At 53.6% G+C, this 15,088-nt stretch carries 6 protein-coding genes; 5 read left to right on the top strand and 1 reads right to left on the bottom strand.

Features of this window, described 5'->3' with window-relative positions; translation table 11 throughout:
* Nucleotides 1-21: 21 nt before the first annotated feature.
* On the bottom strand, nt 22-7,479 hold the full coding sequence (locus PK28_RS04550) for a T9SS type A sorting domain-containing protein (RefSeq protein ID WP_044511867.1): 7,458 nt from the start codon (nt 7,477-7,479) through the stop codon (nt 22-24).
* Between the two features lie 695 nt (nt 7,480-8,174).
* Between PK28_RS04550 and nuoK the strand changes: the two genes are divergently transcribed.
* The 5 genes from nuoK (at nt 8,175) to PK28_RS04525 (ending at nt 15,010) form a co-directional block, all read left to right on the top strand.
* Nucleotides 8,175-8,507: an NADH-quinone oxidoreductase subunit NuoK gene (gene nuoK, locus PK28_RS04545; protein WP_044511864.1), complete on the top strand. Its 333-nt coding sequence runs from the start codon at nt 8,175-8,177 to the stop codon at nt 8,505-8,507.
* Between the two features lie 88 nt (nt 8,508-8,595).
* The gene (gene nuoL, locus PK28_RS04540) at nt 8,596-10,578 is read left to right on the top strand and encodes an NADH-quinone oxidoreductase subunit L (RefSeq protein ID WP_044511861.1); all 1,983 of its coding nucleotides are present in this window, start codon (nt 8,596-8,598) and stop codon (nt 10,576-10,578) included.
* Between the two features lie 203 nt (nt 10,579-10,781).
* Nucleotides 10,782-11,966, top strand: coding sequence for a hypothetical protein (locus tag PK28_RS18845; RefSeq protein ID WP_048825590.1), 1,185 nt, complete (start codon nt 10,782-10,784; stop codon nt 11,964-11,966).
* Nucleotides 11,967-12,010: 44 nt separating this feature from the next.
* Nucleotides 12,011-13,480 (top strand): complex I subunit 4 family protein, encoded by a 1,470-nt coding sequence (locus PK28_RS04530; RefSeq protein ID WP_044511859.1) that lies wholly within the window; start codon nt 12,011-12,013, stop codon nt 13,478-13,480.
* Nucleotides 13,481-13,600: 120 nt separating this feature from the next.
* Nucleotides 13,601-15,010, top strand: coding sequence for an NADH-quinone oxidoreductase subunit N (locus tag PK28_RS04525; protein ID WP_044511857.1), 1,410 nt, complete (start codon nt 13,601-13,603; stop codon nt 15,008-15,010).
* The last annotated feature ends 78 nt before the right edge of the window (nt 15,011-15,088 follow it).

The raw sequence follows: 15,088 nt of genomic DNA, 5'->3' as shown, positions 1-15,088 counted from the left end.
AGGCAATAGTGAAGGAGTAGATTACTCTACTACCAGCTTCTGCGTGAAGCGGCCATCGGCCGTTTGCAGCGAGACGATGTACATGCCGGCTGCCAGCTTGGCAGCGGGCTTCACCAGCATATCCTGCTGATCCAGCGTCAGGTTAACCGCCATGCGGTACACCTCGCGGCCAAAGCCGTCGGTGATGCGCAAGGTGCCGGCCGTGCCTTTCAGGCCCTGTACCAGTACATTGAACTGCGTGCCTTTAGCGGGGTTAGGATACGCCTGCAGCGCCGCTTTGGCAAGGCCGGCCATCTTCACCACTACCACGGCGCTGTACGCTGTGCGGCCATCGTTATCCACCTGGCGCAGGCGGTAGTACGACTGGCCTTGGAACGGACGAGCATCAGTGGCAGCATACTCAAAGCGGGTAGTGCTGGTGCCCTGAGCGGCAACTTGCGCTACCGCTTCAAAGTCCTTACCGTTCAGGGAGCGTTCTACTACAAAGTACGAGCTGTTGCGCTCCATAGAAGTAGCCCAGGCCACGCGCACTGTAGTACCCACTGCTTTCGCCGTGAAGGTAACCAGTTCCACAGGCAGCGGGGTGTAGGAATTGTTCAGGGGGTTATCTACCAGGTTGGTAGATGCCAGGGCAAACAGCGAATTGTTGGTAATGCTGGTTATCCCGGAGGTAACATAGCCGGCAGGAGCCGCCGGGGAGAATACCCCCGCGCCGCCTTCATTTGTCCAGGTACCGCCGGCCGCTGTGGCCCGCGCTACGCGCAGGTTGCTGGGCACTTTAATTTCCTCATCGTTGATGTTGGTATTAAAGCTTAGCTGTACCGTTGGGCTGCTAATTGCTCCACTAAGTGCCGTAATGCTGTAGTAGCGCACCCGCGACAGGTTAGAGATGCCGGAGCCTGCTGCTACCTGACCGGTTGCCGAAGTCTGCACCATTTCTACCTGTACTACTGTACCTGCAGTGCTACCGCCCTGGGCCACAATAGTTACCGGACGATAGAAGTTGGTGGAGGTATCACCCGGCTTGAAGTTACCCACCGGGAACGTACGTGCAGCAAACGAAGTGGTAGGGAACGTAATGGCCAGTTTACCCAGAATGTAAGCACTCAGGCTCTGGCCAATTACCGGCTGCGTAGCAGCATTGGTGAGAGCCAGTGTGTTGGCACCCGTCACAATGTTACCATTGTTGAGGTTGAGCACGTTTCCAATCGTTATGTTCTGCGACATAGTCAGCGAACCGCTGCCCTGCTTGTAAACCGTGTAGAATGCCGTAGGCTGTGTGCCTCCCAGCGTACGGGCCACATTACTCAGGAAACGTACCGTGCCCATGTTGGGAATGAAAGTAGCCGAGTTGGTCCAGTTTCCTTGCAGATCAATAGTGCCGGTGCCCGCGTTGAAGCTACCAGTGCCCAGGTTAGCAAAGTCGCCGCCAATGGTGAGCGGGTTTGCGTTGGCAAAGTAAGCCCCCGAGTTTGACACGTTGCCGGCTACCGTCAAGTTGCCGTTGCCAGCCCGGAAGATGCCGGAGGTTGTCAGGTTACCACCTACCGTAATAGCGCCGCTTTGGTTCTCCGCGTTCAGGGTACCGGAGTTGGTCAGATCAGCCGTTACGCGTAGTGCACCAGCCCCCGTGTTATAAGTACCGGAGTTTACCAGGGTAGCAGCTACTACTTCGCCATCAGCGGAAGTTAGCGTGCCAGTGTTGGTTAGCGTGGCTCCTACCGTGGCTTTACCACCTAGCGTCAGGCTGGCCGCAACGTTATTCGTCAGGGAGCCCGCTACGGTAAGGGCGCCATTCCCCAGGTTCACTGTACCACTGTTGATAAAGTTCTGAGCGGCATTCAGCAGCGTAACATCAATGTTATCATTGTTATTCACCGTGTTGCCGGCCTCAATCGTCATATAACCATTCAGCTGCAAGGCCACGTTGCCCAAGGACTTGGTAGCCCCCGTGCCGGAGAACACCAGATTATTGTAGACAGAGCGGGGTGGCAGCGTTACAATGGAGCCGGTATATTCTACCGTTCCACCGGTGCCGCTCGTGAAGTCAGCATAATTACCGGCCGGGAAGGTAGAGGAGTTGATTTTCAGACGACCCGTGCCTGTTACCACACCAAAGTTGTTGGAGGTGTAGTTGCTGATGTCCAGTGTTCCGTTCAGCGTCAGTGACGAAGCATTCTGGCCAGCGGCTGCCGTTTTAATAACGTGGGTTGGCAAAATTACCACCGGCGTACCAGCCACAGGGCCTGCAGTCGGCATCACGGCTGCATCCGAGCCATCAGCCTGGAATGTCCAGGAACTGGCCGTAGCCCAGTCAGCACCGGTAGTAGTAATGTTGGGAGCCAAGTTGCGGCTGTAGTACACTTTCACCGCCTGGAATTCCGATGATGCACCAGCCGTGTAGTCACCATTAATATAGCTAACCGTCGTATTTGCTGTGATATTGGCGAGAGCAATAACATGCTGTGCCGTCAATATAGTAGAGCTGATACCACCAGTAGGGATCCAGCCATTAATCAGGAACCGACCGGCTACGTAGGAGCTTTCTTCAGGAGCATCCGCAGCCACATACTGGTACACGTGACGAATAGCTAATGCGCTGCCCGTACTGAATCCGGTACTATTCACGCGCCAGTAGTACTTCAGCTCTGATTTGGTGTTGTCAGTAGTGGAGGGATGTGCCGAGTTTACCGGCGCTACTGTGATGGTACCCGCTACCGCATTAGTATTCACATCATAGGAAGCCGGAGTATACTTGCCAGCTACACCAATGGGGAAGATGAAACGGGCAGCTGCAGAAGCCGGGAAGGCCTTTTGCACGCCTTCATCCGCCACGTTGCCATTAGTGATAATGTACTTGGTATTCGTTGTGCCAACAATAGCTGCACTGCTGGTATTGGTCAGTTTCAGGAGGTTGGAGCCAATGGTCAGGTTGCCGTTGGTGAGCGTAAGCACGCCATCAACCTGCTGGGCAACCAGAGTAGTTGCGCCATTACTATTGTTCACTTCCAGGTTACCAAAGATACCCGTGCCATTACCACCAATGGTTTGAGCAGCCGTACCAATCAGGGCAATTTTGCCCGTACCACTGTGCCTGGCAGAGTTTACTACATTGCCCAACACCGAAATAGTGTTGCCACCATCCGCCAGTTCGCCTTTCGTAAGCGTTAGCTGTCCCTGCACGCGCAGCGCGGTGCTGGCAGCCAGGGTTACTTTGCCACTGGAATTTGTGTTGTTCACTACCAGGTTGCCGAAGTTGGTCAGGTTACCGGGCGCACCGGTCAGCAGCTGGTTGTTGGATGAGCCGTTCAAAGTAGTGGTTTGCGTAGCAGTCTGCACGCGGTAACCACCCACTGCCAAACCGGTAGTGGTGGTGGTGTTACCGTTGCTGAAATTGCCGCCTACCGCTACATCGAAGCCATTGGTATCAAAAATAGAATTGGCGTTGCCAATAGTCAGGTTACCTTTCAGCGTGAGGGGATTTTGCAGCAGCTGTGCGGTATTGGCACCATTCTCCACCTTCAGGCTATACAAGGGCACTGAAGTATCCAGCGTCAGAGTAGAAGCAACCGTGGCACCACTGGTACCCAGGATGATTTCGCCACCCGTTACGGTGCTGGCAGCCGGGTGCAGGTATACATCGGCGGTAGTACCACTACTTAATGTTTTGAGCACGGTGAGCGTACCCCCTGACATGTTGAAGGAGCTGCCAGCGTTCAGCACCTCAAACTGGGCCCGGGTCAGGTTAGTAGTAGCATTGTTGCCCCGTACCAGCACGGCTCCGCCGGTCTGGGTGTAGGTTAGAGCGCCCTGGGTAGTAGTGAAAGGCCGACGAATACGGCCATCCACGTTTAGCGTACCGGTGGTTACCAGAATTTCCGGCTGGCTAGCGCCGGAATATTCTATGCTGCGCCCTACGTTTATGGTGCCAGCCAATGCACTCAGGCGGCCATCCAATTGCAGGTTAGCCCCCGTGGCAAGATTAATAACGGCTCCGGTGCCATTTACTGCCAGTCCAGCCGTGTTGCCAATAGTATATTCTCCGGCATTTACCTGAATAGTAGTATTGGTTTTGGCGAAACTGAATGTACCATTGGTCAGCACCAGCCAATTATCAGTGGTTGGTACGGATAAGGTACCCGCTACATCCAGTGTTATAACCGGTGTGCGGGAAGTGCCTTTGTCAACGGTGAGCTTATTGAATCTGGTGGTGGTACCGGTACCGGTTATTTTCTGGTCCGTGTCACCTACAAACGTTACATCAATCTTGCCACCTGCAGGTGCCAGATCAAATGTGCCGTTATTCGTAACGCCACCGCCTATCTGCAGCGTATTAGCTGCAGTACCGGTTACAATACCAAAAGCAGCCCCCGATCCAACCAGCACATTAGCACCTACCACAACGTTACGCGTGGCGGCACCATACTGGAGCCGGCCATTCTGTACATCTATATTGCCACCAATCGTGAGGTCACCATTCACTCCGGCGCTGAGCGCGGCCAAACCGGTGTAACCGGCCAGGGTACCCACGCTCAAATCATTATAAATGCGCAGGTTTTGGTTGGGCAGGGTAAGCGTGCGGCCAGCACCGGCATTCAATACCAGATTGTAGTAGCTGGCTACGGTGTTGGCGGGCAGTGTAAAGTTGGTATTTCCAACCGTGTAGTACTCTACCGTACCGCCTTGTGTTCCCAGGAAGTTAGCAAAGTCACCACCAGGGAATACGGCGGTAGCACCCGTGCTGGCAATGCGCAGCGTACCGGAGCCCTGCACAATTTCCTCGGGCAGGGAGCCAAAGTTATGGCCGGTAGTAGTTCCAACATCCAGCGTAGCCCCTTTATCTATCTGCAGGCTACCGGAGGCAACCCCGTTAGCCGTAACCGTTACCGTATAGTTGTTGCCAATGAATACAGGGTTGCCGGCACCCGGCACATCGGTAGTAGCTACGCCATCATAGCCGGTTCTCGACCACGTAGTGGCATCGTTCCAGTTACCGGTTTTGCGGCTGTAGAACTTGTTGATGGTACCGAAGGCCGTGCGGTAGTCACCAGCCGTGTATTCCCCATTAATGTTCACGCCCGAGAAGTTGATATCAAGGGTGGTCGCATTTTTCACTACATCACTGGCCTGGTTATTCGTCTTCCAGGTCACGGTAGCCGGGTCGTAGTAGGCGGCTACATAGAAAGCTTTATCCCCACTGATCAGCGCATTGGGTGCCGTGTACTTGTGCACGACCTTATTAGCAGCCAGACCAGCAAAGTCATATTCTGATACCTTCCAGTAATACTGCAGCGTTTTGGGCTTATCAGTGGAGAAAGGGTTCACCACTTTTACCGGAGCCACATTTATTTTCCCATACTTACCTGGCACGGCCGTGAGATTGATGGCGGCAGGGGTATAGTAATAAGTGGCGCCTACCTGCGTACCCACGGGGAAGATAAAGGCCTCCAGCGAGCCATAGGTTTTGCGAATACCACCGTCGCTCTGGTTACCCGCAGTCAGGATCATGCGCGTGCTGGAGAAAGCTCCTCCAGTAGCTACAATGGCGTCTTTGCTTACTGCAGTAATATATAACCGATGCGTGTTGATGTCGAACAGCCGGTCGTTGGCCAGGGTAAGCGTACCGCTTACGGTCTGATCGGCAGTAGCCTGCACGGCCAGAGTGCCCGCTGCACCCGTTGTGTTGTTGAGGATCAGGTTACCGAAGATACCGCTCCCATCGCCGCCTACGGTTTGCAGAGCTGTGCCGGCCAGCGTGATGCTGCCGGTGGTGGTGCCGCTGCTGGTGTGCGTAGCCGAGTTGACCACGTTGCCCAGCACCGTGAGAACTTTGCCCGCATCGTTGAATACACCGTTTGCCAAGGTAAGAGTGCTGCGCACCCGCATGGAAGCAGTAGAGGAACCAGCCAGCGTGAGCGTACCGTTCGATTTGTCCATCACCATCTGGTTCAGACCCAAGGCGCCGGTTAATCCAATGGTGCCGTCAATCTGCAGCGACTGATTTTTGCTGCCGGTAAAGCTGGTGGCATTGGCACCGGGTAGGTACACCGTACCAGTGTTAATTACAAAGTCACCCTGTACCGTTACGTTCTGGCTGTTGGTCTGTAGGGTGGGTTGGTTAGCGCTGCTTACCAGTATCAGATTATTCGCTACTACCAGCGGTTGAACGGTATTATTTACCGTAGCAGCTAAGGCGGCTACCGGCGTACCAGTGCCCGCTACCGGGCGGGAGATAGACAAATTCCAGAACGGCACCGTGCTGGAAATGTTCATGTTCTGCGTATTGTTGAAGATACCGGTGCCGGGCAAAATCACATTGAAGTCGCCGCCCGTAACCGAGTAGTTACCGGTCCCAACTCCGATTTCCACGGCGGACAGTGCACCCTGGCCGCTGTCTTCCGAGTTGTACACATTGATGGTACCACCACTTACGCTATACGTCTGTCCCGAATACGGAACAGAGAAGCGCGCATAGGGCTTCTGGTTATTCATATTAGCACCAGTTCCCTTCAGGTTCATGGTACCACCTGTCATCACAAAGCTGCCGACAGGCGTTCCTACCTTCTTTGGGCTGAACTTTTCAGAATTTACTGTTCCCCCTTCTATGGTATAGCTGCCTACGTCGCCAATTACGGTACCATCGTTACCGGTTGAGGTGAACGTACCTGCACTGATACGGAAACTCCCCAACGATATCAGACCACCATTTACAGCGGCAGGCACAGATATATCAGCACCATTCACCCAAAGGCCTGCTGTAGCGGGAATGACATAGCCATTGTTACCATTGGCTGAAACCATTAACTGCGTAGTGATATTGCTACCCAGCTGAATGGTACCGTTTTGAATATCGATTTTAGGATTGTTATTCCCGGTATCCGTTAAGGAGAGCAAGTTCGCGGCACCGGCAGTGACGGATAATATATACTGTGCGTTGCTACCCTTGTTAATTATAATGGACTTTAACGATGTAGCGCCATTAACTGCAAAGGTGCGGTTAGCGGCACCCGTGAAAGTAATAGAGCCCGTACTGCTGATAGTTCCGTTATTGGTTATATTCCCGCTGCTGGTAATGTCTCCACTTCCCGTAAGCATTGTACCAGCTGCCAGGGTCATATCCCCAGTAACGGCTATATCATTTGCGCCTAAAGACAGTGTGAGGGCGCCTGCACCGGTCTTCTTAGTGGTCAGGGTACCCAGCACCGTAGTACCGGTTCTGACCGAAGCTTCCATAGCCGTTGGCTTGCTATTACTGAACAGCAGGTTATTATACTGCGCAATTGTAGGCAGATTCTCCGTGCCCAGATCATAGTATTCTACCGTACCGGTGCCCGCATCATCAAAATTGTTGGTGGTGATACCAGGAAAGTTCACACTAGCCAGACGCAACAGACCCTGGCCATCCAGCTTGGTAATGGTGCTGCTGAAGCCAAAGTTCTGCATGTCCAGCACGCCACCTTTCTGAATAGTGATGCTCAAGCCGGTTGTGGCAACGCTGGCTGTTAGTTTAACCGTGTATCCGTTTAGGATTACTACCGCGTCCCCATTAGCCGGCACACCAGAATTCGTCAGAACAGAGCCTGTGGGGTCTGTTGTCCAGGTTTTGGTGCTAGCCGCGTTATTCCACGGGCCATTCGTGCCCCCACCTATATAGGTATAATAGGTAGCAGCATGCGCCAATGTACTACTGAGAATCAGCAGTAACAGAGTAAGTAATCTTCTCATAAGCAATAGGTAAGTGGAATTAGAAAAGTCAAAATCAGATTCAGAGTGCAATTTGGCGACTTTACTTTGGATAACGTATGACTTGGTATAGTGCTGGGTAAGGAAATTATAATTTTATCATTTTTTTATAATTTTAATCATTCCTTACATTGATATAATACAAGTATAATTTATAGCCCCGCCGTAATATGCGGCCTTTCTATCGGGTGTATAATTACGAGCTATTCAATAGCAAAATGGAAATGCTAACCAGGTGTATGTTAGTAAAGTTCAAGCCAGCGGCAGGAATATAAAGGCTACTGGATTTGTTTATCCCGCTAATGTGCTACAAAGGCAAAAGCCCTAGTGCGGCGGTATGGATTTCCCGATTTTCAGGATACCTTTGCCAGCTAATTGCCCCGCCCTGCCCAGGTAGTGCGGGACTTTCGTTCCGCCGTCAGCCTTCCCGCATGGACCAGAACATACCGCAGGTCATCCAAACGGTTCCTCTTCAGTACTACGTCTTCTTCGCTACTGCCCTGTTTTCTATTGGCGTGCTGGGCGTACTCACCCGGCGCAATGCCATTATCATCTTTATGTGCGTGGAGCTGATGCTCAACGCCGTAAACGTGCTGCTGACGGCCTTCTCCGCCTACCGCGCCGACCCCAACGGACAGGTATTCGTGTTCTTCATTATGGCCGTGGCCGCGGCCGAAGTGGCGGTGGGCTTGGCTATTATTGTAATGATTTACCGGAACCTGCAGAATACTGACGTTAATCTGCTTAACCGCCTGAAGTTCTGATTTCGCTTCTGCTTTGCTGAGCAGCCGGAAGCTCTCCTAAGGCTTCCTACGCTGCTCTGCAGGACTGAAACAATTCTGCATCTCTCTTATGCAAGAAACTGTTATACCCGCTGCCGGCGCCCCGTACTCTGCTTTGCTGTACGTGCTCATTCCGCTGTTGCCGTTCCTGGGCTTCCTGATTAACGGCCTGCTCAACCGCCGGCTCTCCGGCACCGTGGCCGGCTTCATCGGCAGCGCCACCGTACTGTGCTCCTTCCTGATTTCAGTCCTGCTGTTCTGGGAGTTTCAGCACCCCACGGCCCAGTGGATTGCCCCCGGCGCTACTGCCCACCAGGCCTACACGGTGCAGCTGTTCGACTGGATTTCCGTCGGCTCCCTACAGATTCCTTTCTCCTACCAGATTGACCAGCTCAGCCTGATTATGCTGCTGCTGGTAACGGGCGTGGGCTTCCTGATTCACGTGTACAGCATCGGGTACATGCACCACGATGAGAACGTGGGCAAGTTCTTCTCCTTTCTGAACCTGTTCGTTTTCTCAATGCTGGTGCTGGTGCTGGGCGCCAACTTCGTGATTCTGTTTATCGGCTGGGAAGGCGTGGGGCTCTGTTCCTATCTGCTTATCGGCTTCTGGAACAAGAACACCAGCTACAACAACGCCGCCAAGAAAGCCTTCATTATCAACCGCATCGGTGACCTGGGCTTCCTGCTCGGCATCTTCCTGATTTACCTCACCTTCGACTCGGTGCAGTACGCCGAGGTATTCCAGAAGGCCAGCGCCTTGCAGATTGGCACCATGACCGTGACGGCCATTACGCTGCTGCTGTTCGTGGGTGCCGCCGGTAAATCGGCTCAGCTGCCGCTCTACACCTGGTTGCCCGATGCTATGGCCGGCCCCACCCCGGTTTCGGCACTGATTCACGCCGCCACCATGGTAACGGCGGGTATCTACATGATTCTGCGCGCCAACGTGCTCTTCACACTGGCTCCCCATACGCTGGAAGTTATTGCCATTATTGGGGCGGCCACGGCGCTGTTTGCCGCTACTATTGGTCTGGCACAGAACGATATTAAGAAGGTGCTGGCTTACTCCACCGTGTCGCAGCTGGGTTATATGTTCCTGGCGCTGGGCGTTATGGGGTACAGCACCAGCCTGTTCCATGTGCTTACCCACGCCTTCTTCAAGGCGCTGATGTTCCTGGGCGCGGGCTCCGTGATTCACGCCATGAGCAATGAGCAGGACATGCGCCGCATGGGTGGCCTGCGCAAGGCGCTGCCTATCACCTTTATTACCTTCCTGATTGGCTGCCTGGCCATTGCCGGTATTCCGCCCTTCGCGGGCTTCTTCTCGAAAGATGAAATCCTGCTGCACGTGTACGAGCATAACAAAGTGCTGTACGCCGTGGGCCTGTTCACCGCTTTCCTGACGGCCTTCTATATGTTCCGTCTGCTGTTCCTCACCTTCTTCGGCGAGTTCCGGGGCACCGAGGAGCAGAAGCACCACCTGCACGAATCACCGGCCAGCATGACGCTGCCGCTCATTATCCTAGCTATTCTGGCCGCCGTGGGTGGTTTCATGAATGCGCCGCTGGTGCTGGGCAAAGGCTACCTAGCCGACTACCTCGCTCCCCTCTTTGCTTACTCACAGAAGCTGAACCCGGCTGCTTTCGGTGCCGAGGTTGACCATGCTACGGAGTACATGCTCATTGGGCTTTCCGTGGGTGCCGGCTTGCTGGGCATTATCCTGGCCTACGTGCAGTACGTGAGCCGCGGCGTGCGCCCAGTGGAAGATGGTGAGTCGCGCGGCTTCCTCGAAAACCTGATTTACCACAAGTACTACATCGACGAGCTGTATAATGCTCTGATCGTGCGCCCCATCATGTGGCTCTCGCGGGGTCTCTACCGCTTCGTGGAAAACGGCATCATCGACCCAATTGTCAACGGCTTCGGCCGCGTGACTATGGGCGGCGGACAGCTGCTACGCTACGTGCAAACCGGCTCCGTGGAAACCTACCTCATCCTGATGGTGGTGGGTATCGTGCTGGTACTGGCGCTGAACTTCGTGAAATTCTAATTCTATTCTGACGGCCGGGCCGGGCATTTTTCTACCGGTTTCTTCCGCATCCAGATTACGTATGCTGACTGTCTTACTCTTGCTTTATCCCTTGGCGGCCGCCCTGCTGCTGCACTTTTAATTGAAAAAAACCATCACTTATCAATCTTATTCAACATTATATTATTTATAGTTGACCATTAATTTACAAGCTTCTCAGCGCCATGATCATTCAGGAACTTTCCATCAACTCACACGGGAATCTGACCCGTCTTTCTGCTCAGATCGTTTGGGAAACTAGTAAGCAAGTGACCCAAACAATCTATTTCGATGTACCCAACAAGTATACTGACCATTTATACAAGTCCTACGACCCTTTTTTATCCGGGGCTATAGTACCGGCAATGTTTGCCGGTGAGAAGAGAATTAAAGTTGAGGGTGTAGTTTGCCCAGTACTGAAGCGTGGCTTACTTCTCAATATGCAGTGGTTGTCTTACTGGTACAAACCGGGTCATTCAATTCCTGAGATTGAAGCAGGATCTACTCTATCCTACAATCTTGGTGATACCAGATATGCGGCCTCATTCCTTTCGGGTGGTATAGATTCGCTCTGTACACTGCGACTCAATCATCTACAATTTCCTGAAGGACATCCCCAACGCATAAAAGAAGGAGTAATGGTTTTTGGGTTTGACATTGCTGGTCAATCTCATGAACTCAACACCGATCATGAGCAACAGTTTGAAATAGCATTAGAGGCACTTGAACAAATTGCCACCGGAGCAGGTATCAACTTAGTCCCTATTTATACTAACATCCGTTATCTGAATGATAATATTACATTCTGGATGCATCAATCACATGGTGCCGCTCTGGCAGCTACTGGATTAGCATTAGCCAATAAAATTGACTCAATTTATATCGGCTCTAGTTATGATATCCCTAATATGCAGCCTTGGGGTTCCCACCCCATTTTAGATACCAACTTTAGTAGCCAATATCTTAATATCCGTCATGATGGAGCGGAATTATCCCGTTTGGAAAAGACTAGGATAGTCGCCGAATGGCCGGTTGGTCTGAATAACATGCGCGTTTGCGTTGCGAATACGGGAAGACTCAATTGTGGACAGTGTGAAAAATGTGTCCGCACTATGTTTCAATTGGAGGCACTTAATAAACTCAAGGATAGTACTGCTTTTCCTAGCCATACGGTTAATCCGCAAATGTTGCTCTCTATAAATATTGGCAGCCGTTACGCCGAAATTTGCTACGAAGATCTATATCCTATATTCCGCCAACAAGGCCGCAACGATTTGGCAGATGCTATTAGCGCTTTTCTAAAAAGAAGAAAGAACTATCTAGCCAAAAGGAAGATAATTGATTTTGCAAAAAAGGTGCTTCGCAAATAATACTTACCCCGCTTCCATTCGACACTGCACCCTCACAGTAAAGCATGCTCACTGTCCTTCTTTTACTCTGGCCCTTGGCGGCCGCCCTGCTGCTGCACTTCTTCAAAGGCCGTGCGGCCCGGGTGGCGGCGCTGGGCGCAGCCCTCATTGAATTTGCGCTGGCGGTTTACGCGGCTGTTTCATTCAACGGCAACAATACCGCGCAACTCTCCTTCAACCACGACTGGATTGCCTCCGCGGGCATCAACTTCCACGTGGGTATGGATGGCCTGAGCCTCCTACTGGTACTGCTGACAGCTTTCCTGGTGCCAATTATTCTGCTGAGTGCCTTCCGCCGCAACTTCGAGAATGAGTCGGCTTTTTATGCGCTGGTGCTGTTTATGCAGACCGGCCTGATTGGCGTATTCACGGCTCAGGATGCTTTCCTGTTCTACTTCTTCTGGGAAGTAGCCCTGATTCCGATTTACTTCTTGGCCGGCATCTGGGGCGGCGTTAACCGGGCCCGCGTCACCTTCAAGTTCTTCCTCTACACTATTGTTGGCTCGCTGTTTATGCTGGCGGGCTTTGTGTACCTGTATTTCCAGACTGGCCCTGCGGCTAACGGCCTTGCGGCGCATAACTCGGAACTGGCCTCGTTCTATAACCTGAACCTGCCGGCCGAAACCCAATCCTGGCTGTTCTGGCTGATTTTCGCGGCCTTCGCCGTGAAGATGCCCATCTTCCCCTTCCACACCTGGCAGCCTGATACCTACACCGAGGCCCCGGCCCCGGCTACCATGCTGCTCTCGGGCATTATGCTGAAGATGGGTATCTACGGCACTATGCGCTGGCTGCTGCCGGTGGTACCCATGGGCGTGAGTCAGTGGCAGAATCTGGTTTTGATTCTCTCCATCATCGGCATCATCTACGGCGCTATCATTGCCATTCGTCAGCAGGACATGAAGCGCCTGATTGCCTATTCGTCCCTCTCGCACGTGGGACTGATGGCGGCCGGCGTATTCTCGCTCACACAAATCGGCCTGCAGGGCGCCAGCATTCAGATGCTGGCCCACGGCATCAACGTGGTAGGTATGTTCTTCATTGCTGACGCCATTGAGCGCCGCACCGGCACCCGCCTTATTCCTGATCTGGGCGGCCTCACGCGCCAGGCTCCTGTTCTCACGGTTTGCTTCCTGGTGCTGCTGCTGGGCATCGTAGCCTTACCACTCACCAACGGCTTTGTGGGTGAATTTCTGCTGCTGGCCGGCGTGTACCAGTACAACGCCTGGATGGGCGCCGTAGCCGGTGTTACCATCATTCTGGGGGCGGTGTACCTGCTGCGCATGTTCCAGCGCGTGATGCTGGGCCCCGACTCCGCGCACACTGCTACCTTCACCGACCTGACCGGCGCCGAGCTGGCCCTGCTGGTGCCGCTCATAGTACTGGTTTTCTGGATTGGCCTGTTCCCGAACACCTTCCTGCACCTGTCGGAAGGCAGCGTGCTGAATATTCTGAACGAGGTAGTAAAACGCTAATTCGCTTGTAGCGCGCAGCTCCAGCTTCGCGCCTCCTACGCACCGTCATAACGAGTATCGTTCAACGAATTCGTTTAACGATACGCGAAGCTGGAGCTTCGCGCTACAACGCAGCCGACTATGAATTCCATCATTCTACTTTCCGTTCTGGGCCTCGCGAATCTGTTTCTCGGGTTCCTGCGCTCCAACCGGCTCCTGCTGCCCGCGGCTATGCTCATGCTGGCCGTGGTGTTCGGAGTAAACTTCATCGACTGGAACGCCGGTACCCAGACCTTTTTCAGCGGTATGCTGGTCATCGATAATTTCTCGGTGGCTTTCACTGGTATTGTCGTGCTCACGGCGCTGCTGCTGATACCCTTTTCCCAGAAATACGTGCGCGACGGCGAAGCCAACCTGGCCGAGTACTACTCGCTGCTGCTGTTCTCGCTGGTGGGCGCCATCATGATGGTGAGCTACAACCACCTGCTCATGCTGTTCCTGGGTATCGAAATCCTGAGCGTGGCTATGTACGTGCTGGCCGGCTCTGATAAGCGCAATCTGCGCTCCAACGAAGCCGCCCTGAAGTATTTCCTGATGGGCGCATTCTTCACCGGCGTGCTGCTCTTTGGTATGGCGCTGGTATATGGTGCTACCGGCACGTTTGAGCTGAATAAAATTGGGCAAGCGGTGCTGATGCCAACCAACGCCTCGCTCACGCCCATGCTCTACATCGGCATGCTGCTGATGCTGATGGGTATTGGCTTTAAAGTATCGGCGGCGCCGTTCCACTTCTGGACGCCCGATGTGTACGAGGGCACGCCTACTTTCTTCGCCGCCTTTATGAGCACGGTGGTGAAAACCGCTGGTTTCGCGGCTTTCCTGAAGCTGTTGGTGCAGGCTTTCCCGGCTGCCTCGGCGGTGGGTATCTGGCTGCCCACGCTCACGGCTATGTGCGTACTCACGCTGCTCATCGGTAACATAGGCGCAGTGGCCCAGGCCAGCGTGAAGCGGATGCTGGCCTACTCCAGCGTATCGCACGCCGGCTATCTGCTGATTGGTCTGGTGGCTTTCAACGGGCAGTTGCAGGGTGCTTCCGCCAACGGTATTTTCTTCTATTCGCTGGCGTACTCAGTAGCTACGGTGGCCGCCTTCGGGGTGCTGAAACTGGTGGCCGATGCCCGCCAGCGCGAGGACTACAACGGCCTGAACGGCCTGGCCAAAACCAATCCGCTGCTGGCGTTTGTGATGACGGTGGCCATGCTTTCCCTGGCCGGCATTCCGCTCACGGGTGGCTTCTTCGGCAAGTTCTTCATCTTCTCAGCGGCTGTGGAGAATGACTATATCTGGCTGGTGGTGTTTGCCGTGGTTATGTCGATGGTAAGCATTTACTACTACCTGCGCCCCATCATTGCCATGTACATGCGCGATGCAGACGCGGATACCGCCGAACCTGTTTTCGTGGGCGGCTTCCAGTCGGCCGCGCTGCTGTTGCTGGCCTTGCTGACGGTAGTGCTGGGTGTGCTGCCCGGCCTGGTAAGCGGTATTTTGTAAACCGGTTTTATGACCTGTTATTCCTGAAAAGAGCGGCCCTCCGGCCGCTCTTTTTATTTGGAAGGTAGAGACGCAATA

This window comes from Hymenobacter sp. DG25B, from assembly GCF_000801315.1.
Classification (GTDB): Bacteria; Bacteroidota; Bacteroidia; order Cytophagales; family Hymenobacteraceae; genus Hymenobacter.
The sequence above is the reverse complement of the archived record's forward strand: the minus strand, read 5'-3'. Positions and strand labels throughout refer to the sequence as shown.

What these genes read in the sequence shown, in the direction of transcription:
- nuoK (WP_044511864.1), top strand. Translation starts at nt 8,175, where the DNA reads ATGGACCAGAACATACCGCAGGTCATCCAAACGGTTCCTCTTCAGTAC.
- nuoL (WP_044511861.1), top strand. Translation starts at nt 8,596, where the DNA reads ATGCAAGAAACTGTTATACCCGCTGCCGGCGCCCCGTACTCTGCTTTG.
- PK28_RS18845 (WP_048825590.1), top strand. Translation starts at nt 10,782, where the DNA reads ATGATCATTCAGGAACTTTCCATCAACTCACACGGGAATCTGACCCGT.
- PK28_RS04530 (WP_044511859.1), top strand. Translation starts at nt 12,011, where the DNA reads ATGCTCACTGTCCTTCTTTTACTCTGGCCCTTGGCGGCCGCCCTGCTG.
- PK28_RS04525 (WP_044511857.1), top strand. Translation starts at nt 13,601, where the DNA reads ATGAATTCCATCATTCTACTTTCCGTTCTGGGCCTCGCGAATCTGTTT.